At 34.5% G+C, this 26,694-nt stretch carries 21 protein-coding genes and 1 tRNA gene; 11 read left to right on the top strand and 11 right to left on the bottom strand.

All coding sequences use genetic code 11. The features are described 5' to 3' along the window. Together IAI56_RS10820 and IAI56_RS10815 are read left to right on the top strand one after the other, a co-directional pair. Positions 1-1,332: DoxX family protein (locus tag IAI56_RS10820; RefSeq protein ID WP_187657889.1), on the top strand; the 1,332-nt coding region annotated here is incomplete at its 5' end. 86 nt (positions 1,333-1,418) lie between these two features. Then, the gene (locus tag IAI56_RS10815; RefSeq protein WP_187657888.1) at positions 1,419-1,691 is read left to right on the top strand and encodes a DUF6520 family protein; all 273 of its coding nucleotides are present in this window, start codon (positions 1,419-1,421) and stop codon (positions 1,689-1,691) included. Positions 1,692-1,753: 62 nt separating this feature from the next. On the opposite strand, the gene IAI56_RS10810 is transcribed toward IAI56_RS10815, so the two are convergent. From IAI56_RS10810 to IAI56_RS10800, 3 genes are read right to left on the bottom strand one after another with little or no spacing between them, the layout of a single operon-like run. Further along, positions 1,754-4,348, bottom strand: a complete 2,595-nt coding sequence (locus IAI56_RS10810; protein ID WP_187657887.1) for a S9 family peptidase — start codon at positions 4,346-4,348, stop codon at positions 1,754-1,756. Continuing rightward, positions 4,335-5,717: a RagB/SusD family nutrient uptake outer membrane protein gene (locus IAI56_RS10805; RefSeq protein ID WP_187657886.1), complete on the bottom strand. Its 1,383-nt coding sequence runs from the start codon at positions 5,715-5,717 to the stop codon at positions 4,335-4,337. Before IAI56_RS10805 ends, IAI56_RS10810 begins: the two co-directional genes overlap by 14 nt. Positions 5,718-5,733: 16 nt before the next feature. Then, the gene (locus IAI56_RS10800) at positions 5,734-8,748 is read right to left on the bottom strand and encodes a SusC/RagA family TonB-linked outer membrane protein (RefSeq protein WP_187657885.1); all 3,015 of its coding nucleotides are present in this window, start codon (positions 8,746-8,748) and stop codon (positions 5,734-5,736) included. Between the two features lie 572 nt (positions 8,749-9,320). Here IAI56_RS10800 and IAI56_RS10795 point away from each other — a divergent pair. From IAI56_RS10795 to IAI56_RS10760, 8 genes are all read left to right on the top strand, one after another. Then, positions 9,321-9,560, top strand: coding sequence for a transcriptional regulator (locus IAI56_RS10795; RefSeq protein ID WP_187657884.1), 240 nt, complete (start codon positions 9,321-9,323; stop codon positions 9,558-9,560). A 458-nt stretch (positions 9,561-10,018) separates the two neighbouring features. Next, a complete protein-coding gene (locus IAI56_RS10790; RefSeq protein WP_187657883.1) occupies positions 10,019-10,771 on the top strand; it encodes a hypothetical protein in 753 nt (250 codons plus the stop codon). Between the two features lie 184 nt (positions 10,772-10,955). Further along, positions 10,956-11,477 (top strand): hypothetical protein, encoded by a 522-nt coding sequence (locus IAI56_RS10785; protein ID WP_187657882.1) that lies wholly within the window; start codon positions 10,956-10,958, stop codon positions 11,475-11,477. Continuing rightward, entirely contained in the window at positions 11,470-12,159 is a 690-nt protein-coding gene (locus IAI56_RS10780) for a nucleotidyl transferase AbiEii/AbiGii toxin family protein (RefSeq protein WP_187657881.1), read from the top strand. The genes IAI56_RS10785 and IAI56_RS10780 overlap by 8 nt, the downstream gene beginning before the upstream one ends. Positions 12,160-12,217: 58 nt before the next feature. Further along, on the top strand, positions 12,218-13,639 hold the full coding sequence (locus IAI56_RS10775) for a class I SAM-dependent DNA methyltransferase (protein WP_187657880.1): 1,422 nt from the start codon (positions 12,218-12,220) through the stop codon (positions 13,637-13,639). Beyond that, on the top strand, positions 13,636-15,240 hold the full coding sequence (locus IAI56_RS10770) for a restriction endonuclease subunit S (protein ID WP_187657879.1): 1,605 nt from the start codon (positions 13,636-13,638) through the stop codon (positions 15,238-15,240). The genes IAI56_RS10775 and IAI56_RS10770 overlap by 4 nt, the downstream gene beginning before the upstream one ends. Continuing rightward, positions 15,237-16,838, top strand: a complete 1,602-nt coding sequence (locus tag IAI56_RS10765) for an AAA family ATPase (RefSeq protein WP_187657878.1) — start codon at positions 15,237-15,239, stop codon at positions 16,836-16,838. The genes IAI56_RS10770 and IAI56_RS10765 overlap by 4 nt, the downstream gene beginning before the upstream one ends. Further along, complete coding sequence (locus IAI56_RS10760) at positions 16,835-17,641, top strand: HNH endonuclease family protein (RefSeq protein WP_187657877.1); 807 nt, start codon at positions 16,835-16,837, stop codon at positions 17,639-17,641. Before IAI56_RS10765 ends, IAI56_RS10760 begins: the two co-directional genes overlap by 4 nt. A gap of 546 nt (positions 17,642-18,187) precedes the next feature. Here the strand turns inward: IAI56_RS10760 and IAI56_RS16360 are convergent. The 6 genes from IAI56_RS16360 to IAI56_RS10735 form a co-directional block, all read right to left on the bottom strand. Then, positions 18,188-18,310, bottom strand: a complete 123-nt coding sequence (locus IAI56_RS16360; RefSeq protein ID WP_262896768.1) for a hypothetical protein — start codon at positions 18,308-18,310, stop codon at positions 18,188-18,190. Between the two features lie 210 nt (positions 18,311-18,520). Beyond that, complete coding sequence (locus tag IAI56_RS10755; RefSeq protein WP_187657876.1) at positions 18,521-19,765, bottom strand: site-specific integrase; 1,245 nt, start codon at positions 19,763-19,765, stop codon at positions 18,521-18,523. A gap of 259 nt (positions 19,766-20,024) precedes the next feature. Next, a tRNA-Ser gene (locus IAI56_RS10750) sits at positions 20,025-20,114 on the bottom strand. Between the two features lie 60 nt (positions 20,115-20,174). Beyond that, positions 20,175-21,203, bottom strand: a complete 1,029-nt coding sequence (locus IAI56_RS10745) for an asparaginase (RefSeq protein ID WP_187657875.1) — start codon at positions 21,201-21,203, stop codon at positions 20,175-20,177. Beyond that, the gene (locus IAI56_RS10740) at positions 21,193-22,329 is read right to left on the bottom strand and encodes a 1-acyl-sn-glycerol-3-phosphate acyltransferase (RefSeq protein ID WP_187657874.1); all 1,137 of its coding nucleotides are present in this window, start codon (positions 22,327-22,329) and stop codon (positions 21,193-21,195) included. Before IAI56_RS10740 ends, IAI56_RS10745 begins: the two co-directional genes overlap by 11 nt. Before the next feature lie 64 nt (positions 22,330-22,393). Next, on the bottom strand, positions 22,394-23,176 hold the full coding sequence (locus tag IAI56_RS10735) for a TatD family hydrolase (RefSeq protein WP_187657873.1): 783 nt from the start codon (positions 23,174-23,176) through the stop codon (positions 22,394-22,396). A 76-nt stretch (positions 23,177-23,252) separates the two neighbouring features. Between IAI56_RS10735 and IAI56_RS10730 the strand changes: the two genes are divergently transcribed. Next, a complete protein-coding gene (locus IAI56_RS10730) occupies positions 23,253-23,690 on the top strand; it encodes a retropepsin-like aspartic protease (protein ID WP_187657872.1) in 438 nt (145 codons plus the stop codon). Between the two features lie 96 nt (positions 23,691-23,786). Here IAI56_RS10730 and IAI56_RS10725 read toward each other — a convergent pair whose 3' ends face one another. Then, entirely contained in the window at positions 23,787-25,025 is a 1,239-nt protein-coding gene (locus IAI56_RS10725; protein ID WP_187657871.1) for a TCR/Tet family MFS transporter, read from the bottom strand. A 64-nt stretch (positions 25,026-25,089) separates the two neighbouring features. Continuing rightward, complete coding sequence (locus IAI56_RS16410) at positions 25,090-26,490, bottom strand: tail fiber domain-containing protein (RefSeq protein WP_187657870.1); 1,401 nt, start codon at positions 26,488-26,490, stop codon at positions 25,090-25,092. Positions 26,491-26,694 lie beyond the last annotated feature (204 nt).

Genomic DNA, 26,694 nt, shown 5'->3' with positions numbered 1-26,694 from the left:
ACCACAATAGCTGTACTAGTTCCGAGTGTAGAAATTGTAATTGCTCTAGCATTAATGATACCAAAGTATCGATTAAAAGCCCTCTACGCCAGTGCTTTTCTAATGTTTCTATTTACCGTTTATATCTTCATGATACTTCATTTTACTTCTTTTGTTCCCTGCTCTTGTGGTGGAGTACTTGAAAGACTGAGTTGGAACGGCCATCTTATTTTTAACCTTGTCTTTGTTTTCATTGGTCTTGTAACTATTTTAATCCAAAAAGGAGTTAAACATACATTGATTATTACATTAGTTGGTTCGACTGTCGGGATACTTTTTATGACGCTTTTGTTTTTAACTTCTGAAAATATCATTCAAAAAGAAAATCCATTTATTCGAAGACTCCCGCAAGGAACCGCAGCCCGGGTAGCAGGAATTGATTTGAGAAACACATCCTATTACCTAGCAGGTGCCACGACCGAAAAAGTATATTTAGCTCATCCAGAAGCACCTTTACAAGTTTTTGAATATGATGCCAATTTAAAGAACCAGAAAGCGCATACCATTACACTAGAACGGGAAAATTATCCATTCAAAGCCTTACAACTAAAAGTAGTGTATCCTTACTTCTATATTTATGATAAAACCGTGCCTGTTATTTATTCCGGTTTAGTAGCTGATTGGAAAGCTAAAATAATAAACGATAAAGAGTTTGGATTCAATGAAATTGTATTTATCAATCAAAAGCAACTGATCATCCGTACCCAAAAGCCTAAGACCTTTGATAATGTACTCGCTTTTGTCTCATTAGAAGATAGCTTGGAAGTAAAATTTAATACCGATTTACTTCAAAAACAAACCGATGGTATTTTTGATACTGATGGTACGCTACAATACAGTCATGAATTGGACAAAATGGTTTATACGTACTACTATAGAAATCAATATCTTATTACGGATCGCCAACTCCAATTAGAAAAACGTGGAACTACTATTGATACCATAACCAAGGCGAAACTAAAAATAGTAAAAGTAGAAAAATCCAATACTACAAAATTGGCAGCACCACCATTTATGGTTAACAAACTTACCACCGTTACTCATAATCTAGTATTTGTCAATTCAATGTTGAGAGGTCGATTTGAGTCTGTCAATGTTTGGAGAAACGCAACCGTTGTTGATGTTTATGACCTCACAAACCAGCACTATCTATTGAGTTTTTATGTGTATGATGAAGAAACCTTTCGGATGAAAGATTTTACAGCCACTAAGGAAGCTTTATATGTTATCTCGGGACATTTTTTACTAAAATATGGATTTGGAGAACGCATCACATCTAAACTTAAAAATTAAACAATATACTGGCCAGTATCAGGCATGAAGACTGAACACCTGTAGAAAAAAGTAGGTCAATATTAAATCATTTAAATTTAAGTATCATGAAAACAAAATTCATCCAATTGTTTATGTTGCCGATTGCAGCATTTACTTTAGCTAGTGCCGCTGCGGTAAGCACCAACAGCGAGGAAGAGAAAACATCCGCTTCCACCATGACTGCTTATATTCACAATCCAACGGTTTTGGATTGTCAATCAGTATCAGTTGAATGTAGAGTTGGTAATGGTCCAACTTGTTTGTATGAAAATCAATGGCAAGCTTTTGACAAGGAATCTGAAAATTCTTGTTCTATTTTGCTGGAAAGAGTAGAATAGCTGCGCGTGATTTTCTGTAAAAAGTAATGCAGTTTCTTTATTTAAGAAACTGCATTATTTATTTAATCGTAGTTTGTTCCCTCACTAATCCAACTGTGTTTGTTCTCCTCTTTTAAGTAATAGTCAAACCATGCTGTTATTCGTTGTGTTAAATCTATCTGGTTCTTTGAATTACTTATCGTGTGGTCTTCATTAGGATAAGCCAGCAACAAAGTTTTCAAACGCAATCTTCGTAAAGCCATATAAAAAGATACACTTTGTTCAAAAGGAACTACTTTATCGTTTTTCCCAGCCCAAAGTAACAGTGGTGTTTTTATTGAATCTGCATATCTAATAGGCCAATTGGTCAAATAGTTTTCTTTACTTTGATAAAAGGATGTTCCCATGCGGTATTGTTGGGATTCATATCGCCACATTTCGTTTTTGTGAATGTTGTTGGCACTTCTGTTAAAATAATGATGCAAAGTGTTGCTCACACTGCCACCACTTACTGCTGCGGCAAAGCCATGATTTTGTGTAATGATATAATTAGTTTCATAGCCTCCAAAAGAATGTCCCATCAGACCGATACGCTTGGGATCAATTTTTCCAGAAGCAATGATAGCTTTTACTGCACTGCTAACACATTCATTTGCTGAAACTGCCGGATTACCTAATTTGTATTCTATATCAGGCAACAATACAAAATATCCTTTCAAGGTGAAATGGGAAACATTAAACCCTTCATAGTTCAATAAAGTTGGATTTTGATAGCGGTGCACTCTTTGTGATTGTTGCTCATAGATATGAACTATCAATGGATACTGCTTTGACGAATCATAATTAGCAGGATAAAATAATGCTCCTTTGAGTCTATTGCCATCACTATTGGTATAGTGTACTAGTTCTGATTTTCCATAAAAATACTCTGCTTGTTGTGGGTTGGAGGCATATAAAATTTTACCTTTCTTTTTCTGACTATTCCAATAATGTAGTTTAGGCGATTCTGAAAAAGTTTGACTGCAATAAACATAATGATGCCCTCTTTTTTTAATAGCATTACAATAGCGAGCCTCATAAACCCATTCGTTTGTACCTGATTTTGGGTGGTAAATCGCATAACCTGTTTTCCAATCCACTGGGCTTTTTACCTCCAACACCAACTCTTTTGACAAGTCTAATACAAGACGTGTTTTCCCATCATAAGCGCTATTAGAAGCTGGTTGGTGTGGCTCTCTAGCAATACGGTATATCTTTTCGTTCTCTTTGCCCTGAGTTAATCGAGTACCACCGTTACCATCGAGTGCAATCTTCCAAATATCGTTGGCGTCATAGATTAAAACACTTTTTCCATCCTCAGACCAGCCTGCCACGCCGTGTACTTCAAATTGACTGGGCGTATTTTTACTGGTATTATCCCAATGGGTTTTAATGCCTTTTGTCAAACAAGTGGTTTTATCCTTTTCAGGGTTATAAAGCCACCATTGCGCATCTCTATAATATAAAAAGTTATTGCGCAACGGAGAGAAAAACAATTGATTGCTGTCGTGTGATTGTTTTGTTAAGAGTAGTTTTTCTTCGCCAGTTCTCACATTCTTTAAATAATAATCTACTTTCTCATAATAGAAAGGCTCGAGGCTATACTGATGGGGATTTGATAGTATTGCATAATCCTGCCAACCGGTTAGGCGGTGTCGCAACAAGGTATCATTCGTTAGAAGGTTAAATTTTCCATCATCAGGAAACCAAACCGCTACTTTACGATTTAGTTGTTTTAACTCTTGTTGTACTGAAAACAATGGATTGTCATTACCCTTCCAAACCTCAACGCCACTATCCTCATTCGGTTCGGACATGGATGTACTTGCTACCGAAAAAAACACCTTTTTACCATCGGTTGCTATTCTTAATGGGGCAAATGAACCTGTAACTATTTTAAAGCCCTCGTTTTGAAGTTTTTCCGCGGTTAATGTAAGTAGCTTTTTGTCTTTCAAACGATAATACAACAAGTCATTTTCTTTAAAAAACACTATGCCTTTTCCTTGTTCTTCCCAAATCCAGCGATGAAAAACCGCACTACCTGAAGTTACCGTAAAATGATTGTAAGCGGTTAATTCGATGCAACCTACTTTATAACTGTCGTTGTTTTTTTGACAATACATTACGGTTTGAGAAGCTTCATTGAATGTATAGCTAATGATATTCTCTAGTTTTTCTACAGTGGTTTCCTTGTCATTTTTTATAACTAATTGATTATTGGTATGCCAAATAAGCCAATATTTTCCCTCTGCTGAAAAATCATATTGTTTGACTTCAGGGATGATTTGGGTTTTTGCAGTGCGTAGGGATTGTATTAGCAAAGTGTCTGACTTCAAATAGGCAAAACCCTCTTCATTTTTAAAACGTCCATGGCGAGCAGAGGGAGACGAATACTTTACATTATCTTCCGTGTGTTGTAAAAATAAAGTATCTTTTTTATTGGGATAGGTCATGGTATAGCTTACCCATTTCCCATTATTGGACATTGCTTTGACGGTTAAGTTACCCCATTTATCATACTCCTTTTCGGTTAGTTGCTTTTTTTGCCGCTCTTGTCCAAAAATAGGACAAGAGCAAAGCAAAAAGGATGCCCACAAAAAGGTAAAACAGGCAACAAGTATCTTTTCAGTACCCTTCATTTTGAGGATTTAGGTTTGGATTATTTGTCAATTCCACTTCGGGCAAAGGCCAATGTTGATCGGTTGTATTCCATCCTGGTTTTGAAGTTGTTAAAACCGCATCCAATTGATTGGTTCTTTTTAAGTCAAAAAAGCGTTGTCCGAATTCGGTGAACAATTCAAATCGGCGTTGGTTCATGATATCGGCAACAATATCCACAGCGGTAACTGCTGTTGTATTGGGTAATCCAGCGGTGTTTCGGATTACATTCAAATCTTCTTTCGCTGTGCTAAGTTCTCCTTGTTTTGCTCTGGCTTCCGCTCTAATCAGATATTGTTCCGCTAGTCGCAAGACGATTGAATACTCTAAAGAACTAGCCGTTGCAATGCGCTGTTTGTATTTAAATGCATGGTACCATGTAGCACTTCCGTTGGATACCGCTTTAACCCATAGTGATTTTCTTAAATCATTAGTTGCAAAAGCATTTACAAAATCAGTGCGCAATCCCACTACTACGGGTGGACCCGCAACAAATATGTATAAGCCACCTTCGGCAGTATTGGCACCGGTAGCATTAGGCATGAATTGCCAAATAGTGGTTGTACTTCCTTTTAAAAATACTTTATTCAAATCGGGTTCCCAAACATAAAATGAACTATTGATAACCGCTGAGGCGGCGTTTGAAGCTTCGGCATAAGCACCCGTATATAGATATGCTCTAGCCAATAGTGCTAAAGCAGCAAATCGATTGGGATGCACTCGTTCTGCCGAAACATAAGTTTCGGGTAGTAATTGTTGTGCTTCTTCTAAATCGGCAATAATTTGCTCATATACTATAGTACTTGGCATTCGACTAACTTGACGGTTTATGTTATGGTCAGTAGTGGTAACGTAAGGTATATCGCCAAATAAATTGACTAAGTGCAGGTGGATAAAAGCACGAACGAAAAGCGCTTCTCCTTTTAGTTGTTTCCGAGTAGCTTCGGGAAGTGCCACAGAGTTCGTAACGCCTTCAATTATCGCATTTGCTTCATAAACTTGGCGATAGCTTTGGTTCCAAAGGGTTAAAACACTTGACTCGGTAGCGACCAAAGTGTTATTGTAAAAATTATTGGTACCACTAACTTGAAAACTTTCTAATTCATCGGCATACAGTCCTAGATACAAAGAAGCACCTGTAACGCTACCCGATAGCAGACCATTATTTCTCATTTTAGAATAAAGTCCCGTCATTGCCGCATTGGCTGTTGAGACTTCTTCAAACACAGCTTCTGTGGTTAATTGGGAATTGGGTTGGTCAACAGCAACATATTCGTCGCAAGACCAACAAAGTACTACTAAAAGTGTCCCAACCACTTTTTTGAAAGAAGAAAAAATATATCGTTTCATGAGGTTTGTTTTTAAGTTAAAAATTGAGTTGTACACCAGCCGTAAGTACTCTTAGCGGAGGTAAATATCCTGTAAATCTGAATTCGGGATCGCCACCTTTGTATGGGGTAAACGTCAATACATTTTGTCCTTGAAACATGATTTTACATTGAATTCCTTTGCTTTGGAGCGGTACATCATAGCTAATGGCAATATTTTTTAATCGAATGTAGGAACCATCCACTATGAGTGCATCACTATCCATGTACCGATTAAAGGCAGTCACCGCGGCACTGTTTTGTCCAGAGGTAGGCATTTGATAGGTTGCATTATCTCCAGCTTGTTGCCAAACATTGGTTAAAGCACTACTCTGATTAAAGAAATACCCGTTTGGCGCACTCGGGGTATAGCCATTTGTTTGTTGTTTTACAAACTGAAATAAAAAGTCCAATTGCCAATTTTTGTATTGGACTTGGTTTTGTATTGCTCCAAAATACTCTGGGGTTAAATCCATTACTTTTTGCTTGTCGCCAGCAGCTGTAATCAGTCCATCACCGTTTAAATCGGCTACTTCATATAAGCCTGTTTGAGGATTAACACCTTGGTATTCATAAACCTTTACTATGCTGGTAGGTTGCCCCACCACATAGCGATTAGCAAAAGTAGAACCAGCTAATCCTGGAAATGACACTAAGGTGTTTCGGGCAGCGGATAAGGTAATGTTAGTTGACCACTTGAAATCACTTCCATTCCAGTTTACAGTTCTAAGGGTAACCTCAACGCCTTTGTTGGCTACTGTAGCATCTAAATTGGCATTGATTGAGCTGTATCCTGTAGTTCCGGGCAGTGGTATTCCTACTAGTTGATTGGAGGAACGATTAGTGTACCAAGCTAAGGTTAGAAATACTCTATCTTGCCAAAATCCAGTTTCTAGTGCTGCTTCCAATTTGGTACTGCTTTCCCAACCAAAATCAGGATTATAAAGGCGTATGGGTTCTAGCCCTACAATTCCCTGATAATTCAAACCGTTAGTTCCATAGGTATTTAAAAATTGATAATCCCCAATTTGGTCATTGCCACTGGTTCCATAACTCATTCTTAGTTTTCCGAAGCTTAGCACACTACTTTCTTTTAGGAAAGACTCTTTGCTAAACAGCCATGCGGCACCAACGGCACCAAAAGTGGCAAATTGTTTTCCTGGACCAAAACGGCTTGAACCATCCCTACGACCTGTAGCATTGATAATGTATCGTTCTTTGTAATTGTAGTTGACGCGTCCAAAAAAAGCTTGGTATTTGTATACTGTAATATCACTACCCAAAACATTTTTAGTATTTGCCGAAGCCATATTTGTAATTAAGGTATTGCTGGCAAATCCTTGACCATTAGCAAATAATCTTGAGGTTTGCTGGTATTGAGTTGTAGCTCCGACCAATATATCTAAACTACTTGATGCAAAATCTTTTTTCCATTGTAGCTGAGGTTCAAACAAGTGCGATTGTCGTTCGGTAGTATTGTTCCAGAGTGAGGATACTGCACTGGTAAAATTTGATGATGGATTGGCAATCGTATGTGGAATAACGCGCTGTTCAAAATTGTGCGTATCGGTATATCCTAAGTTTGCTTTGGCAACCAGGTTGGGTAAAATGGCATAACTAAGTACCACGTTTGCTAGTAAATCTTTGGTATCTACCGTACTGTAGGTGTTTAAAGCGGCTAGCGGATTTTGAAACGTGTTGTTTTCCCAATTTAGATTTCCATTTGCATCGTATAATGCTGGTGCGTTGGGCGCTAAATTTCGGGCTACTCTGGTTAGGTCAGCCGAAGGTTGTTTGTTGTCTTGGAGTGTGTAGCCTCCTGAAAATGCAATTTTAAATTTACCATTGTCACTGGAATGGTTGATATTAGTATGAAAAGCAGTTCTACTGTAATTAAAATCACCGGGAATAACGGTAGATTCTGTTCTGCGTGTTCCGCTAAATAGATATTGGGTTAAAGCTGAACCACCGCTAACACTTGCTTGAATGTTGTTGATTTCTGCTGTTCCGCCCAATAGCTCTTTTTGCCAATTGGTATAGCGATTTTCATCCCAAGTGCCATTAACATCGAAGGCATTTGCTGGATACGTAGTAATTCCATCGTTAGCAAATGCTTTTTTTCGCATGGCTAAATACTGTTCGGTATTCATCAAGTCTATAAATTTGGTAACTCTTCCAACTCCTGTTGTAGAATTGATACTGAATTTGGTTTTTCCTGCTTTTCCTTTTTTGGTGGTGATCAATACGACACCGTTTGCTCCTCTTGAACCGTATATTGCTGTGGCATCGGCATCTTTTAAGACTTCAATGCTTTCTACATCGTTGGGGTTGATGCTGTTTAGTGGACTGGTGCTACTTGCCATTCCTGTGGTCGTATTGTTGTATCCAATTGTTTCACTTGAAAAGGGAACACCGTCTATGATGTATAAGGGTGCATTACCGTCGGCACGGAGACTGTTTAGTCCTCTGATTTTAACTTGAAAACCTCCACCAGCTGTTCCTCCATCTTGGATGATGTCCACTCCCGCCATGCGCCCTTGCATTGCGGCTAGCACATTGGAAACGGGTTGGTTTTCAATATCCTTACTTGTTATTTTGGCAATACTCCCCGTGCGCTCTTTCTCTTTTACAGAGTAGTAACCTGCATTTACCGTTACTTCTTTTAAGGCGGTAGCGTCTTCTTGGAGTTGTACTTTAATTGTGTTTTGATTGTTTACCGTTACCTCTACTGTTTTGTAGCCCATAAAGGAAAAAATAAGTGTATCGCCTACAGCGGCTGTAATGGAAAAATAACCGTTTTGGTCGGTAAGTGTTCCTATTGTTTTGCCTTTTACGGTAACGGTTACCGCCGGTAGCGGACCAGAGGCATCGCTAACGGTACCGGTAATTTGTTGTTGTGTTTGTTGCCTCAAGGAGAGAGGACTTGCCCAAGTGGTTGTACAAAAAAACAACACCAGTACCGCTAGTGAAAAGTTTATTGTACCACTTTTTAGGATAAATGAAAATTTATTCATAAAATTGGTTTAGTTAAATGAAACATTTGTTTTGTTTGTCTTGTCCTCTAGTGAAGTTTGCCGACCTGCTAGAGGGCTTTTTTTGTTTGAAGTTTAGTACTGTTTGTTTTGCATAGGCGTTATTTTTAAAGGTTACACTGCTTGTTTTTGTTTTTCTTATCGCCTTACGGACGCCAACTAACTAAACCCAATTAGTTAGACGCCCGCAGGCAGGAATAAGAATGACTAGATGGTACGATCCTTTTTAAAATGAAGTTTGCTTGGAATAGTAAGGAGAGTTTCTAGCCTACGCGGGAAGGCATAAAAAAAGCGTGGAACTCAGCTTACTGACTTTGAGGTACTGGTATACCCTGCAACAATAAGAGAGCCCACGCCATTAGGACGTGAGCATCATACTTATCATCTCGTTGCAAAAATTACCAGTTTTCAAAGTCGAGATTCAAAGCGAATGCTTCAATAATATTGTTTGAAGTATCGCAAAATTATATAAACGTTAGCAAATATAGAAAAATATTTCATGATGCGCATTTTCGTGCGCATTATTTTTTTGATAATAAGTTTAATTTGTTTATATGAATAATGCAAACTACATAATCTGTGACTTCATTTACACTAAGTGGGTTGAGCCGTTTAAATCACAGCGAGCATTTGCCATTGAACATAATATTGAAGAAAGTATTGTTCGTAAGATTAAAAATACTTCTTTAAAGAAAAATAAAGTAGATTATAACATACCTGTTAATACATTAGCTAAAATCTGTGAAGCTAGAAATATTAAACTTTCCGAGTTTTTCAAGTTAATAGGATTGTAATTAATAAGTATTAAAATATTTAAGATGCCAAAAGGCATCTTTTTTTTGTCCACAAAATTAAATTTATAGTGTTCCATTCCGGAATTGAACACTATACTTTGAATAAACTGTGCAACTACTCTTACATAGATATTGATATACAGATCAATGAAAATAAATGGAGTGTACAAAAAGAACTTCGTCAGTTGAACTATTAAATAAGATTGTTTTTTAGTAGCCAAAAATAGCGCACTATCTACGCATTATCTGCGCACCATCTACGCAATAGAATACATCTAAAAAAGTAGTGACATTTGTGTCATTTTAAGTCATTTGGTATTATTACGGTCGTTTTTTTATATTACTGGTTTTTTATTTGTTTAGAAATAATAACCTTTGTTTTATCTTTTTGGATATTAGTTGCAACGCTATCGAAATGATGAAAGAGAAAATGAGTATTAATTTAAATGATGTAGAAGATGGCAAGACAGAGAGGACCATTAAAGGTACAGGGAACACTTGGCGATTTGAATTTTTATAAATCGCAGGATGGTTTCCTTATTCGAGAAAAAGGCGGCGTAGATGCTAAACGAATTAAAAATGACCCTGCTTTTCAACGCACAAGGGAGAATGGAATGGAGTTTGGACGTGCTGGAAAAGACGGCAAGTTGCTGAGAACTGCTTTGCGACAAGTATTGCTGCATGCGGATAACCGCTTAGTAAGTCGTATGCAAAGAGCAATGATGCTAGTGCTAAAAGAAGATCCTGTAAATGCTAGAGGAAAACGAACGGTTGCTGGTGGACGATTGGATTTATTGAAGGACTTTGAGTTTAACATCAACTCTCCACTGAGTTCGTTGTTTTTTGCTCTTTACACCGTAACGATAAATCGTGTTACTGGCATTATAGCATTGGATATCCCTTCGTTTGACCCAACCAATGTTTTGTTTGCACCAAGTGGAACAACGCACTTTAAAATTATTAGTTGTGGTGCAACGGTGAATTTTGAAGACCGTACTTTTGTATCGTTAACCGATGCCAGTGCAGTGATGCCATGGGACAGTACCCCTACCGCAGCACTAAGCCATTCACATGCTGTCACCGCCAATTCAACTGATGCTATGTTTTTGGTTTTGACCCTTCAATTTTATCAAGAAGTGAATGGTGAGTATTATTTATTGCATAATGGGATTTATAATAGTTCAGCCGTGTTACGGGTAGATCAAGTGTAGTGGTTTTGAAAAAGAAAAGACGCTGAGAGGCGTCTTTTTTTTATGAAAGTTAAAAATTAAATATACGCTTTCATTAGCATTCATATTGCATATTGCATATTGCGATATGCAATATTTCGTAATAACTTCTTGTTTTTCATTAAATAAATAAGTAATATTGCATATCGCAATATGCAATATTAAAATGGGACAAGTAAAAAACAATCTAAAACCACAAGACGTTGTAATCTTATTAAAGATTATCGCTTTAGGAGAAAAGGAATGGTTTCATCATACGCTAGCAGAAGAATTAGGTATGAGCCAGTCCGAAGTAAGCCAATCGCTCAACCGTTCAAAATATGCTGGTCTAATCGATGATTCGAGAAAAAAAGTAAACCGAATTGCGTTTAATGAATTTATTAGCCATGGTTTATCTTATGTTTTCCCGCAACATCCAGGTCCAATTGTCAGAGGAATGTTAACCGCTCATTCAGCCAAACCTCTAAATCAAATAATTAACGCTACTGATAAATATGTTTGGGCATACGCTAAAGGAAATGAAAAAGGCCAGGCCGTAGAACCTTTATACAATACAGTAGTACCAGCATCAATCAAAGACAATAAATTATATGAACTTTTAGCAATGGTAGATGCTTTAAGAGTAGGTCGTGTAAGAGAAAAAGAGATTGCAAAAAAAGAACTCGAAAAAAGAATTCTACATGCATAACAAGGTCATAAACCTAGCTTTAGTAGCACAAGTGGCGCATGGGCTACAAGAGTTAAAAGATAAAATGGTATTCATTGGTGGTGCCGTAATTAGCTTGTATACTGATGATCCTGCTGCCGAAGAAATCCGCCCCACTTCCGATATCGACATGACTATCAATTTAGCCAACTATGCCGAATGGGCTAAAATGCAAGAACGTTTGGCTGAATTAGGATTTTATCCCGATCCCCAAGGGCAATCAATCTGTTCTTATAAATATCAAGACATTGCCATAGACATCATGCCAGCAGATGATAGCAGTATTGGTGTTTCGAACATTTGGTACAAACCTGGTTTTAAATACTTGCACCAAATAGCATTAGAAGATGGAACAAGCATAAATATTTTACCGTCACCTTATTTTCTTGCGACTAAGTTAGAAGCATTCAAAGACAGAGGGAATGGTGATTTTTATGGCAGTCACGATTTTGAAGACATTATCTATCTAATAGACAACAGAACAACAATAGTAGAAGAAATTATTGCGGCAGACGAAGACGTTCGCCAATATATAAAAAAGGAATTAACAGCCATTAAAAATCATCCGCAAGCAGCGGAGATTTTAGCAATGCACATCCATCCATTAATTCGTGAAGAACGTTTTAAAATGTTGATGGAGAAAATAGAGAAGATTACGAATTAAAAAAAGAATAATCCAGAAGCTTTTTACTATAGGTATAAAGTTTTAAATAATTAATTAAATGAGTACAACAAGTATAATAAGATCCATAAGAAATATAATGAGAAAAGACGAAGGCGTCGATGGTGATGCACAGCGTATTTCTCAAATGGTGTGGATGCTTTTTATGAAAATCTTTGCAGATAAAGAAGAGGAATGGAAAATTTCAAGAAAGGATTACAAAAGTCCAATTCCTGAAAAATTAAAATGGCAAAATTGGGCTGCTGATGAAAATGGTTTAACAGGAGATGAATTAATTATTTTTATAAATGACGAGTTGTTTCCTGTACTTAAAACAATTGAACCCACAGATACAGACCAATCAGTAATTATAAAATCAGTATTTAATGATACTTATAATTATATGAAAAGCGGAAATCTTTTCCGCCAAGTTATAAATGAAATAAATAAAATCGATTTTTCTAAAAACAATAAGGATAGACATGTTTTTAATGATATTTATGAAACAATATTAAAAGAACTACAAAGCGCAGGTTCTTCTGGTGAATATTATACCCCTAGAGCTGTAACTCAATTCATGGTTGACATGATTAATCCTCAAATTGGTGAAAGTATTCTAGATCCAGCATGTGGAACAGGAGGTTTTTTAACTTGTTCTTTGGTTAATTTATCAAAACAGAAGGATTTTGATGAAACATCATTAATAGTTCAAAACTCAATAAGAGGAATTGAGAAAAAACCATTACCTCATTTACTTTGCACAACAAATTTAATGCTTCATGGTATAGAGAAACCAGCAATAACTAAAGGTAATTTATTATCCGTTAAATATGATAGTTGGAAAAATAACGACTTAGTAAATATCGTCTTGTCAAATCCTCCTTTTGGTGGTCAAGAAGAAGATGGAATTGAAAAGAATTTTCCTGAAGAATTTAGAACCAAAGAAACAGCAGATTTATTTTTGGCATTAATAATTAAAATTTTGAAGAAAAATGGTAGAGCGGCTGTCGTTTTACCTGATGGATCATTATTTGGTGAGGGAGTAAAAACAAGAATAAAAGAAGAACTTTTAACAAAATGTGATTTACATACAATAATAAGATTACCAAATGGAGTTTTTAACCCATACACAGCTATTAAAACAAACCTACTTTTTTTTGAAAAAGGAAAAGCAACTAAAGAAACTTGGTATTATGAAATGCCATATCCAGAGGAAATAAAAAACTACAGTGCTTCAAGACCAATAGACATTAATCATTTTGATGAAATCAAAAAATGGTGGTTTAATAGAAAAGAGACTGAATATGCATGGAAGGTTACTTTTAAGGAAATTAAAAGTAGAAATTTCAATTTAGATATTAAAAACTCAAATGTTTTAGAACAAGAAAAATTATATTCAACTCAAGACTTGATATCAATTTTAGAAACTTCTTTTCATAAAAGTAGTGAATTATTGGATGAAATCAAAAAAGCATTTCTATGAAAAACTGGCCAAAAGTAAAATTAGGAACTCTTTTAACAGAATCTAAAGTTCTCTCTGAAAACCCAAGCACAGACAATCGTATTAGGGTAAAGTTAAATGTATTAGGCGTTGAAAAAAGACCTGTAACCAAAGATAAAAAAGGAGCTACTAAATATTATATTCGCAAAGCAGGCCAATTTATTTATGGTAAACAAAATTTGCATAAAGGTGCTTTTGGAATCATTCCAAAGGAATTAGATGGGTTTGAATCTAGTCAAGATATTCCTGCATTTGATGTTGATGATTCATGTTATCCAGAATGGATATTTTATTTCTTTAAAAAAGGTAATTTTTACTTAAAACTCGATGGGTTTGCTAAAGGTGTAGGATCTAAAAGGATTCAGCCTAATCAAATTTATGATTTAGAAATTTATCTACCTAACAAAGATGAACAAAAGAAGATCTTAAATGAAATTAAAAAAGCTGAATTCAAAAATAGAGAGATTTTAAATGAAATATACTTGCAAGAAGAAAATTTAGTTAGACTTCGTAAATCTATTTTAAAAGATGCTGCAGAAGGAGTTTTAACTATGGATTGGCGTAAAGAGCATCCTAATATTGAGAGTGCTGATATATTTATTCAAAAGATAAAATTAAAAAAAGAGTCATTAATAAAACAAAAGAAAATAAAGCAAGATAAATCGACTGATTCTTTAATAACTGATAATTGTGATTGGAAGTTAAATAATTCATGGACAATTGCTACATTAAACGATATATTTTCATTCATCGATTACAGAGGAAAAACGCCATCAAAATCTTTGGAAGGCAAGAGACTTATTACCGCAAAAAACATTCGTTTTGGTTACATACAAGATGAACCAATAGAATATGTTAGTCAAGATGTTTATGATAAATATATGATTCGAGGTTTTCCTAAAAATAAAGATATTCTGTTTGTAACGGAAGGACATACGATTGGATATACAGCTTTAGTAGATGTGCCATTTGAATTCGCACTAGCACAAAGAACAATTTGCTTTCAACCATATTTAGAAAAAATGGAAACTGAATTTTTTTTCTATTTATTCTTAAATGACCAATTTCAAAGTATAATACTTGATAATCAAACTGGGTCTGCTGTCAAAGGGATTAAATCGTCGAAATTAAAAATGATACCTATACCAATACCTCCTATAGATGAGCAAAAAATTATAATAAAAAAGGTTAAAGGATTACTGAAGAATTGCTCAAATTTAAATGAAGTAATAAGGTCTAATAAAGAAAATTCTGTAAAATTATTCCAAACAATATTATTAGAATTATTAGGTGAAGAAAATAATAAATTAATTGTTGAAAATAAAACAAGAAGAAATGTAAAAAAATCTCTTTCTAGAGATATAAAATATAACGATAAAACAATTAATATGAAATTAGTAGAGCTGCTTAAATTACATGGTAAACTTCATGCAGAAGACCTTTGGAAAATGTCAGAATATTATGATGATAAAAACATCAATGATAGTATTGATAAGTTTTATTCCGATTTGAAAACTAAAATTGAAATTGAAAAAACAATTAAGGAAGTTACTAATGAAAAAGGTTATATAGAATTAGTATGAGAATAGATAAAATTTATATTGAAGAATTCAAAAACTTAAGAGAGTTTGCCGTTGATTTAAATGGTAAACAAATGAGTACTGTTCTCCTTGGTCAAAATGCTGCTGGTAAATCAAATCTTTTAGAAGCTATTGTGATTATATTTAGAGATTTAGATTTAGAAGAGCACACTACCTTTAACTATTCAATAGAGTATGAATGTAAAGGTAATTTACTAAAAGTTGATGGAGGTCCAGATGTAAAAGGTAAGTTCGTTTTTTACAAAGGAGAAATAAAAGATAATATTGTATCGTATTCAACTTTAGTTTCTAAAACTGTTGTGAAAAGAGATAAATCTCAATATCTGCCAAAATACGTTTTTTCGTATTACTCAGGAATTAGCAATCGCTTATTGGAACATTTTGATAAACATCAAACACGATTTTATAAAGCTTTGTTAGATGGTGTTGATGCACCTCCAAGGCCTTTATTCTATGCAAGACAAATACATAGTTATTTTGTATTAATGGCTTTTTATGCATTTTCAGACAAGAAAATCAATAATTTTCTGGAGGAGTTTCTGGGTATTATAGGTCTAGAATCTGTTCTTTTTGTATTGAAAGAACCAATTTGGGCAAAAAACAAAAAAGAAGCAGAACCTGCAAATTTTTGGACTGCAAAAGGGGTCGTTAGAAATTTTTTAGATGAGCTTTGGAATGCTTCCATGGCTCCTATTGTTCAAGAAGATAATGTAAGGGAGGATTTCAGAAGAAGTCACGTTCAAGAACAACTCTATTTATTTATTTCCAATCAAGAAAAATTGATAGAGATTGCTAAAAAATATGGAACAAATACTGAGTTTTTTAAAAGTTTGGAAAGCACTTATATATCAGATTTAATTCAGGAAGTCAGAGTAAAAGTAAAAAAGGTAAATGTAAATGGAAAAATTACTTTTAAGGAATTGTCTGAAGGAGAACAGCAACTACTTACGGTTTTAGGTTTATTACGTTTTACAAAAGAAGACGAATCACTTATTCTTCTAGATGAACCAGATACTCATTTAAACCCTTTATGGAAATGGAAATACATGAATTTACTTGAAGAATATTCAGGTAAAGACGACACAAGTCAGATACTAATGACTACACATGACCCACTAGTAATTGGTGGTTTGACTAAGGAAGAGATTAGAATATTTTACTCTAAAAAAGCAATAGACAAAAACGGAAATGAATTTCAAAAAATTGAAACTTTTGAACCTGATTTTGACCCAAAAGGATTGGGTGTTGCGGGAATTTTGACAAGTGAGTTTTTTAATCTGCCGAGTACACTTGATGAAGACACCTTAAAAGAACTTGAAGAAAGAAATGATTTGATTGTAAAACAGGAAAATGATACTTTATCAGTTGATGAACAGCTTAGGCTAACTGAACTTTTTTACAAATTATCAAATCTTGGCATTAATACAACAGATAGAGATCCATTGTATCAAAAATTTATAGTTGCCTTAGCAAATCATGAAAAAAGTAATATTAATCAAAATGTTATTGCAAATAAAACCGAAAAAAGCAGAATAGCATTTGATATCTTAGAGAAAATAATTAAAGAATCTGAGAAATGATTTATATTGATTTAGAAAACAATCCGCCTTCTCAAGATTGGATTGACAGGGCAGACATAGTTACGCAAGAATTAGTTGATGCAGTAGATTCAGTATTGAGAAATCAAATTATAGATGCAAATCAACCACTTTGGAATGAGTTAAAAAATCATTTATCTTCACTTAATAATGATAAATGTTGGTATACTGAATCAATCAATTCAGGTGCTCATTGTCATGTAGATCATTTTAGACCAAAAAAAGAAGTGATTGATGAAAATGGAGTAAAAACTGAAGGATATTGGTGGTTAGCTTTTGATTGGATGAATTACAGGTTTTCTGGTCCAGCAGCCAATGTTAGAAAGAGGTCGTATTTTCATGTGAATGCAAATAGAGCTCTAAATTATGCAGACAATTTGAATCTTGAAGATATTCTGTTTTTAGACCCAATAAAATTTAGAGATCCTGAGGAATTAGCTTTTGATAATGAAGGGATTGTTCGTCCAAAAGCGACTAACAAGACTCTTAGAAATTATAAAAGAGCTAGATATTCTATTATCCGATTAAATTTAAATTCTCCTAGCTTAATAGATAAAAGGAAAGATAAATATAGAAATGCAGTTATATTATTAATGAGAATTAATAAGAAATTAGATTTGCAATCTATCGTTTTTGACCAAGCAAGAGAGATTGAGATAGAAACAGATATGAGACAACTTTGGTTGATGTGTTCTAAAAATTCTGAATTTTCAGCCTCGGTTAAATATTGCTTAAAGAGTTCTGGGTTTGATTGGGCAAAAGAAATTGTTGAAAAAGCAGCTTAATGATAATTGAAACTAATATAAAATCAAAAATCAAATCTGAACTAATAGATTTGTTGAGAAGGAATTTTTTCCAAAAGAACTTCAAGTCCTAGAACCTTATGAAATAGAAAATTTTTTATGTCTTTTGGGAAATGACAAACAAAAAAAATCAATTCTGCTAGATAAATTTATTTTTTTCTAAATTTACAAAATGAATATAGAAAGTATCATAGCAATCCTAGCAAATGTAGTAGCAATTTTAGTAGCTGCTAAAAACGATACACCTATATTTTCCCTTTTTAAAAAAACCTTTTTTTAACTTTTTTTGTCACCTAACTTTTTTACGTGTCACAAACTTTCCTTATTGAGTAAGGGATAAAGTTCAATAGTGATTCGAACCTGTGACACATTTTTAAGGAAAAAAATTAATTATTTTCAATTTCATTGTGTTCAAAAAAGCCAAATCACATTTAATTTTGTTTTACAAATAATATTGATTTGGAAACAGTTGACAACGCTTAAATTTTTAAGATCAAGTTAGTAGAATACTAAAACTTAATTCGCTGTTTAAGAAGTCAAATACCCAAACCCATTATTATGAGCAATGGTAATCAAGGGTTGAATGTTTTCTTTAAAGCGAGTGTAATCAAAACTTTCTTTACTACTCAAATCAGGAAATAATATTGACAATTCATAGGTTTATATCGCATATTGCAATATGCGATATGTGTATCAAATTTTATGAAAAAAACGCATAAAAATGGTTTTGCTTTTTGCCGTAATACATTTTATGACTAAAGCTTAATTCAAGAAATTGAAGGATTATTTTTGATTAACACCGCATTTTTGCGGTGATTAATATTTGTAATCACCGCATATTAAAGTATAAATTGAAAAGTGTTATTTATTTTCATTAACCCATTTAGCTGCTGGAACTTTGAATTTATCTCTCAAAACTAGCATGTCTTCGCTTACTTTTCTATCCAAAATTTTAGCGTAATGCTGGGTGGTTTTTAAGTTTTTATGTCCCAACATTTTACTTACGCTTTCAATTGGAACTCCATTTGTAAGCGTCACTGTTGTTGCAAATGTGTGTCGGGCAATGTGGAAGGTTAGTTCTTTGTTAATATTGCATGCTGCCGCTATTTCTTTGAGATATGAATTCATTCTTTGATTAGTCAGAATTGGCAATACCTTATTTTGATTTGAACATTGAGGATGGTCTTTGTATTTTTCGACTATCGTTTCTGGTATGGGCAACAATGGTATTTTGGAAGCACTCTCGGTTTTTTGACGGTGAGTAAAAATCCACTTTTCGCCATCTATACCATAATTTATATTGTTTGATGTCAAATTTTTAACATCAACATAGGCTAAACCCGTAAAGCAACTAAAAACAAATATATCTCTTACCAAAGAAAGTCTATCGATTGTAAACTCTTTGTTTATTAAACTCTGGATTTCATCTTCGGAAAGGTATTCTCTTTCAACTTCTTTTAATTTTGCCTTATAATTTGAAAATGGATTTTTTGTTATCCAATCATTATCTATACAAATTTTAATAATCTTGTGGAAGTTTTTAATGTATTTAACAGTTGTATTATTAGCGCAGTTTCTAACACTTCTCAGATAGAATTCATAGTCGGTAACAAACGCATAATCAATTCTGGTTATGTCAATATCGTCCACTTTATATTTCCATTTTAAAAAATCGACTGTATGTCTAAGTGATGTTTTATAACGCTCTAGTGTTCCTGGAGCGTATTCTTTGCCAACTAATTCTTTTATTTTGTTGTTGTGGTCTTGAAAGATAGGAACGAGCATGCGTTTGGTTTCTGAAAAACCAAATAATTCATTTTTTAAATTTTCAGAATTTAAGCTAATATCTTTTTTGAAAAGTCTCTTCTCTGCTTCTAAAATTTGATTTCTCAAATAATCAAGATGTCTATTAATTGTTCTAGCTTCTTCGGTAGTGCCTTTAACTTTACTGGCTCCTGAAGACCATTTATCAGGATTGATGTATTTGTTAGTGCTAAACTCAAATCGTTTGGTATTGACTGTAACTCTTGTATAGATTGGGCAAACTCCTAAATTATTGGCTTTTGCTCTCTTAATGTAGAAGAGAATTGATACGGATGTGTTCATTGTTGGTGACCTTAAAGTTAGTATTAAATTTATTCGATTTAACAACTACTCACAAGATGTACATTTTTTGAATATGCTTTTGAACATCTTATAGTAGTGGTGTTTCCATTGAGAGGTGTCACTTAAAATTTAATTTTTTAGTGACACCTTGAAAGACACCTAAACTTTGAGATTTAATGAATAATTTGATATAACCCTAAATGAAAAAACCCACTAAATAATTGAATTTAGTGGGTTTTATATTCATTTATATATTTGCTGGCAGAGAGGATGGGATTCGAACCCACGATGCAGTTGCCCACATACAAACTTTCCAGGCTTGCTCCTTCAACCACTCGGACACCTCTCTTTTTTTGTGGATGCAAAGAACAACAAAATTTTTCACTAAAAAAAGTAGAGTATTAATTTATTATGACATTTCGCCTCGCAACGAAGTTTCAAAAATAGTTTTGAAAACTGCTGGTGCCACTTTTTGACCTAAAAGACACATTAGTTTAGTAATTGCTGCTTCAGTAGTAATATCTTTCCCCGAAATAACACCTATTTCTTTCAATTGTGTACTCGTTTCATATTGTCCCATGTTTACGCTTCCGCCAGAACATTGGGTAACATTAATGATATACAAACCTTGTTTTGCCGCTTTTTTTAATACCGAAATAAACCAATCTTCGGTTGGCGCATTTCCAGAACCGTAAGTTTCTAGAATAATTCCTTTCAAATTGGGAATAGCAATAATCGATGACAAAATGGTTTCGCTAATTCCTGGAAACATCTTCACAATAATCACGTTGTCGTCCAGTTCTTTGTGAACCGATAACTTTTTACCGGATTGATTTTGCAATAAAACCGAAGTCATAACATTCAAATGAACTCCCGACTCGACTAACGCTGGATAATTTGGCGAAGTGAAAGCGTTAAAATGTTCCGCACTTATTTTAGTTGTTCGATTACCGCGATATAATTTATATTCAAAATAAAGGCAAACTTCTTGAACGACTGGTTGTCCTTTTTCTTGTAACGATGCAATCTGGATAGCCGTGATTAGATTTTCTTTAGCATCGGTTCTTAAATCGCCGATTGGAAGTTGCGAGCCTGTAAAAACAACAGGTTTTCCAAGGTTTTCCAACATAAAACCCAATGCCGAAGCCGAATAAGACATTGTATCCGAACCATGAAGTACTACAAATCCATCAAATTGCGCGTAATTTTCTTCAATTATACCACTAATAGCAATCCAATGTTCGGGATTCATATTGGATGAATCGATAGGTTTTTTAAACGAAATCGTCTCAATATTGCAATCCAATTGTTTTAACTCGGGAATATTTTGCAATAACTTTTTGAAATTGAACGACTTCAAAGCGCCAGTTTCAAAATCCTTAACCATACCAATCGTTCCACCGGTATAAAGCAAAAGTATGTTGGGTTTAGACGGCATTTTCGTATTTCATTTTGTTCACCACAGGATTGGCATACATCAGCAAGAAACTTTCCATCATTTGTGGATTATTCTCGTCAATTCTCATTTCTAAACGTCTTTCAAAAAGTGACTTTTCGTTTTCGGTATAAAAATCTTTATAGGTTTCCGATTTATGAAGTAAATCGTAAGCAATATAATTGGTTGGCCAAAGTTTGTAGGATTGCAAAATAGAGTCATCAATTACCTGTGCCAAAGCTTGTATTTGTTTATTACTATTATCAAATTCAGTTGAAATATAATCCAATTCTTTCTCCAAAATATCGCCTACATGAATATGAATGCGTTTCTTTTGCCCAATAATTCCACTGATTAGCGTAATAAAATCTTCATTTTTCTCTTTGATGTATTTTACAGCATTAGCTTCTGCCATCAATTGAGGCATTTTCAACGCATCAGTCGGATCATATTCATACGAAATCGAAACGGGAACGATTTTTATTTTTTTGAAATAATCGATTAAATTCGGCTCATCCGAACCCATTCCTAGCATTTTTAAAACACCCGAATGTGTCGCATCGTTTCCATCTTTCGTTCTTCCTTCGCGTTGTGCAATCCAAACCGAACGATTTTCACGCAATAACAATTGCCCAATATATTCCGACATCAATTTGGAACTTTCTAACAATTCTCTTGGTGGCAAACCTCTTTGAACCAAGAAGTTTCGGTTCAATCGTGATAATGTTTTTAAGAAATCTTTCTTTACTAAATTATCTCCAATTGCCGATGCCGTCATTACTAATCCGTGATCAAAAAGACTAACATTAAGTAATGATGTGTCTAAAATAATATCTCTATGATTGGAAATAAAAAGATAGGAAGTGTTTTTTTCTAGCTTTTCAAAACCCGAAGTAGTTAAACCTTCTGACGATTTTTGAAGTACTTTTTGAACCGATTGATAAATGAAATTACACTGAAAATCTCTTATAGAATGAGTTCTTTTTAGCTGTTCTTTCCAAATAGTATCATCAACATCTGGAAAGGTAAAATCCATTATCGCTTTCATCATCGGATGATTTACAGAATTGCAAATGGCTTCATTTACTTCAGCATCATAAAACGGACGAATAGAATCAAATTTTGACATTGTTTGTTTGGATTTTCAAAAAACAAATGAACAAAAAAAAACGCAATTAGACGTTATAAATACATTAAATCCCAAAAACTTGTTTGGAATTTTCGGAAGTAATCCGTGCTATTTCTTCTAATGGAAGATTATAAATTTGGGCTAATTTTTCGGCAATAATTTTGGTATAACTACTTTCATTACGTTTCCCTCGAAAAGGAACTGGAGCTAAATAAGGCGAATCCGTTTCGAGTACAATGTGTTTTAAATCAATTTCATTCAAAAACTGGTCAATCTTTCCGTTTTTAAACGTGGCAACTCCACCAATTCCTAATTTCATCCCTAAATCGATAGCGTGTTTTGCTTGCTCAAAATCGCCTGTAAAACAATGAAATATCCCGAATAATTCAGGTGATTTTTCACTTTCCAAAACCTCAAAAACTTCATCAAAAGCCTCACGACAATGAATATTAATCGCCAGTTTATACTTTTTTGCCAATTGAATTTGACGTTTAAAAGCTTCTTGCTGAATCTGCAACGTAGTTTTATCCCAAAACAAATCAATCCCAATTTCGCCAACGGCATAAAACTTTTTTGCTGCCAATGCTTTTTCCACATGAGCCAATTCCTGCTGATACGTTTCAGGCTTTACATAACACGGATGCAAACCCATCATCAAGAAAATATTCGACGGAAATTGCGCTTCCAAATCATACATTTTTTCACTATAACTGCTGTCGATTGACGGAACAAAAAAACGAGAAACACCAGCTTCAATGGCTCGTTCAATCATTTCGGTTCTATCATTTTGAAATTCTTCAGAATAAAGATGCGTGTGCGTATCGGTTAAAATTAGTTTCGAGTTCAAAGTTTCAGGTTTAAAGTTGCAAAGTTACAAAGTTTGCTATGGATTTTTGGATTACTTTTGACATCATTTTTGATTTATGAAAAACCTAGACGACGTTTTAAAAAAAGAAAAATACAAGAAACTAAAATTCAAAGTTTCCAAAACCCAGCATTTATTAATCAAAGCCAAAATAAACGGCGTAACTGGAAATTTCATTCTCGACACTGGCGCATCCACCAGTTGCGTAGGTTTCGAAAGCATTGAACTCTTCAATTTAGAAGCAGGAAAATCAAAAACCAAAGCTGCTGGCGCCGGCGCAACCGGAATGTTTACCCAAATTGCCAAAAACAACTCCCTAAAAATTGGTCGCTGGAAAACCGAAGAATTTCATCTGATAATCTTTGACATGACACACGTTAACGATGCACTAAAACAATACAAAGCCAAACCTGTTCAAGGAATTATCGGCGCCGATATTCTACTCGAAGGCAAAGCCATAATCGACTATGCCAACCATTGTTTTTATCTAAAATAAAAAAATTAGGAGCAAATCAGTAGGCATTCAATTAAACCCTTTTCCCGCTTTCCACTATATCTCGTTCCAAAAAACGAGATGCCGTTACAATCGGGGCTAAAAAGTATCCGTCTTTTGCAAAGTTGACATCTTTTTAACCGAATAAAACGCAATAAAAGTACTCAACAACATCAAAAAACCACCCAAAACAAAAGGCGAACCTGGAAATAAGAATGGTGCTTCATCATGGGTGAAAAAGTAAAAAGTATTCGTCATCATCGGCGGACCAACAATAGCCGAAGCACTCATTAAACTAGCCAACGTTCCTTGAATTTCGCCTTGTTCATTTGGTGGAACTTTCCCCGAAACCATCGATTGCAAAGCTGGACCAGCAATTCCACCTAAACAATAAGGAATTAAAAACACAAACATCATCCAACTTTCGCTAGCAAAAGCAAAAAGAAACATTCCAAAAGTATAAAGCGATAAACCAAGATAAATACTTTTTTCATCACCAAGTCTCGGGCTTGTCCATCGGATTAAACCACCTTGAACAATTCCAACTAAAAGTCCAACAACACCAAGCGAAATTCCAACCATTTTTTCATCCCAATTAAATCGGTACATCGTAAAAAAGCTCCAATTACTATGAACCGCATGCGAACCTACATATAGAAGAAAAATAGCAAAAATCAACCCAATCAACGATGGATATTTTTTTAATCGAAGCAATGCTCCAACTGGGTTGGCTCGTTTCCATTCAAAAGCTCTTCGGTTTTCTTTTGACAACGATTCGGGAAGAATAAAATAACCGTACAAGAAGTTTAAAAAACATAAAATTGCTGCGGCATAAAAAGGAACTCGCGAACCAAATTGACCTAATAAACCACCAACAACTGGACCAATAATAAATCCTAACCCAAATGCAGCACCAATCATCCCAAAGTTTTTCGCTCTATTTTCTGGCGTACTAACATCGGCTATATAAGCAGAAGCGGTAGTAATACTTGCTCCAGAAACTCCCGCAATAATCCGACCAATGAATAACCACGTAATCGTTGGAGCAAAAGCCAGAAGCAAATAATCTAATGAAAAAGCAAAAAGCGATAATAAAATGATTGGTCTTCTTCCAAATTTATCACTTAAATTCCCAATTAATGGAGCAAAAACAAACTGTGTTATAGCAAATGCAAACGTTAGCCAACCGCCATATTTTGCAGCTTCGCTAACATCGCCATTTATTAACTCAGAAATTAATTTTGGAATAACCGGAATAATAATTCCCCAACCCGTAATATCGATAAGCATCGTAATAAAAATAAATCCGATGGCTGCTTGTTTTTTATTTTGTTTCATAATTGTAAATTACAACTACAAATAAAAAGAAAATTCCCGATTAACTTCTTAATCGGGAATGTATTTATTTCTTTTCTAAAATAAGTTTTTCTAGAAGTGCTAAACGCTTAATCAACTCTTGATTTTCAAGCTTCAATTGCTCAATTGTATTTTGTTGTTCTTGTATTGCTTTTACAACTGGCGGAATAAAATCAGAGTATCGAATGCCATAATGGTCTTTTTCGTTTTTAGGTTTATCAATTCCACTGAATTTAAATCCAATTTCTGTAGCAGCTTTTTCTACATCTTGTGCAATAAATCCTGTAGTTGTCTCGCTTGATCCACTTTGAATATTATTGGATAGTTGAACATCATAAAATCTATTCACTAAATCTTTGTTCACTGTATAAGTTACTGGTTTCAGCTTTGTAATAAATTCTAAACCAGGGACGTTTTGAGCAATATTTTCTTTAAAACGACCATCGCTTAGCGTAGTCCAGCTCACTTGACCACCAATTGAAGTCACATTAGCATCACCAAGTCGAACTTGATTGCTTGCAGTGATTACACTAGATGCACCGACGGCTGTAGAGTTGCTAAAATTTGTACCTGTAGAAAAAGCTGTATTTCCCACTGCGGTATTATTTGTACCTGTGGTATTTTCAAACAATGCCTGAAAACCCAATGCAGTATTATTATTTCCAATAGTATTATTGCGAAGTGCTTGTACGCCAATTGCAGCATTTCGTTCTCCTGTTGTATTTGCAAATAAAGCATTAACACCAATAACAGAATTTTCAAATCCTGTTGTATTAAATCTCAAAGCATCACGTCCTACTGCAGAGTTGAAACTTCCAGTTGTGGTACTTCTCATAGCAGCATGACCAACAGCTGTATTTGAACCTGCAGTTGTACTCGAAGTCAATGCATTTCTACCTAAACCAGTATTTTGACTACCTGTAGTATTTAAAAAAAGTGAACCAACTCCAAAAGCACTATTTTCTTGTCCAGAAGTAGTGGAAAATAAGGTGCTTTCTCCAACGGCAACATTCAGTGTTCCTGTTGTTAATGCAGGTAATGTATTAGAACCAACTGCGGTATTTCTAATTCCAGTAACAGTTGCGTTTAAAGAATTTTGACCAAAACTTGTGTTATTCTCGCCAAGTGTTCCTGCAAAAATATTATTTCTTTTAAAAACAACATCCTTATTTTGGGTTGTACCAATAAAATTGATTGTTGGGTCAATGGTAGCATTTCCGGTTGTATTCCATACATTTAAATTCCCAGAATTAGCAGAATATAAAGCATAAGGAACACTTAATAATTCTGATGTGCCAGAAATAGTATAATTAGAACCACCAGTTGGGTCGCTTTCTACTTTCAAAAAAAAAGGACCTTGAGACCAATCAATTCCTGAAAAAGCACCAATTAGATTAGTTCCTGTACCAATTTCAAGACTAGCAAGACCGTTTGAATTTGTTGTCACGGAATGTGATTCCGAGAAAACTATTGTTCCGGTTGCTGTTTGTTTGAGCAACACTAATTTTAATACCTACAGTTGCGTTTACTATTAAATTCCCAGTTTCATCTCGAACAACAGATTGAAAACTCATTTTATTTGGTGCTTGTGCTATTAACAGTGTTGTAAATAGACAAAAAAGTAATGATGTTAGGTTTTTCATTTTTTAAC

Origin of the sequence: Flavobacterium macrobrachii (assembly GCF_014486675.1) — a bacterium.
Classification (GTDB): Bacteria; Bacteroidota; Bacteroidia; order Flavobacteriales; family Flavobacteriaceae; genus Flavobacterium; species Flavobacterium macrobrachii.
Note: the sequence above shows the minus strand (reverse complement) of the source record. Positions and strands in the feature narration are given on the sequence as shown.

Bases quoted from the DNA above. Each gene is read 5' to 3' on its own strand.
- IAI56_RS10815 (WP_187657888.1), top strand. From the start codon at position 1,419: ATGAAAACAAAATTCATCCAATTGTTTATGTTGCCGATTGCAGCATTT.
- IAI56_RS10810 (WP_187657887.1), bottom strand. From the start codon at position 4,348: ATGAAGGGTACTGAAAAGATACTTGTTGCCTGTTTTACCTTTTTGTGG.
- IAI56_RS10805 (WP_187657886.1), bottom strand. From the start codon at position 5,717: ATGAAACGATATATTTTTTCTTCTTTCAAAAAAGTGGTTGGGACACTT.
- IAI56_RS10800 (WP_187657885.1), bottom strand. From the start codon at position 8,748: ATGAATAAATTTTCATTTATCCTAAAAAGTGGTACAATAAACTTTTCA.
- IAI56_RS10795 (WP_187657884.1), top strand. From the start codon at position 9,321: ATGAATAATGCAAACTACATAATCTGTGACTTCATTTACACTAAGTGG.
- IAI56_RS10790 (WP_187657883.1), top strand. From the start codon at position 10,019: ATGGCAAGACAGAGAGGACCATTAAAGGTACAGGGAACACTTGGCGAT.
- IAI56_RS10785 (WP_187657882.1), top strand. From the start codon at position 10,956: ATGGGACAAGTAAAAAACAATCTAAAACCACAAGACGTTGTAATCTTA.
- IAI56_RS10780 (WP_187657881.1), top strand. From the start codon at position 11,470: ATGCATAACAAGGTCATAAACCTAGCTTTAGTAGCACAAGTGGCGCAT.
- IAI56_RS10775 (WP_187657880.1), top strand. From the start codon at position 12,218: ATGAGTACAACAAGTATAATAAGATCCATAAGAAATATAATGAGAAAA.
- IAI56_RS10770 (WP_187657879.1), top strand. From the start codon at position 13,636: ATGAAAAACTGGCCAAAAGTAAAATTAGGAACTCTTTTAACAGAATCT.
- IAI56_RS10765 (WP_187657878.1), top strand. From the start codon at position 15,237: ATGAGAATAGATAAAATTTATATTGAAGAATTCAAAAACTTAAGAGAG.
- IAI56_RS10760 (WP_187657877.1), top strand. From the start codon at position 16,835: ATGATTTATATTGATTTAGAAAACAATCCGCCTTCTCAAGATTGGATT.
- IAI56_RS10755 (WP_187657876.1), bottom strand. From the start codon at position 19,765: ATGAACACATCCGTATCAATTCTCTTCTACATTAAGAGAGCAAAAGCC.
- IAI56_RS10745 (WP_187657875.1), bottom strand. From the start codon at position 21,203: ATGCCGTCTAAACCCAACATACTTTTGCTTTATACCGGTGGAACGATT.
- IAI56_RS10740 (WP_187657874.1), bottom strand. From the start codon at position 22,329: ATGTCAAAATTTGATTCTATTCGTCCGTTTTATGATGCTGAAGTAAAT.
- IAI56_RS10730 (WP_187657872.1), top strand. From the start codon at position 23,253: ATGAAAAACCTAGACGACGTTTTAAAAAAAGAAAAATACAAGAAACTA.
- IAI56_RS10725 (WP_187657871.1), bottom strand. From the start codon at position 25,025: ATGAAACAAAATAAAAAACAAGCAGCCATCGGATTTATTTTTATTACG.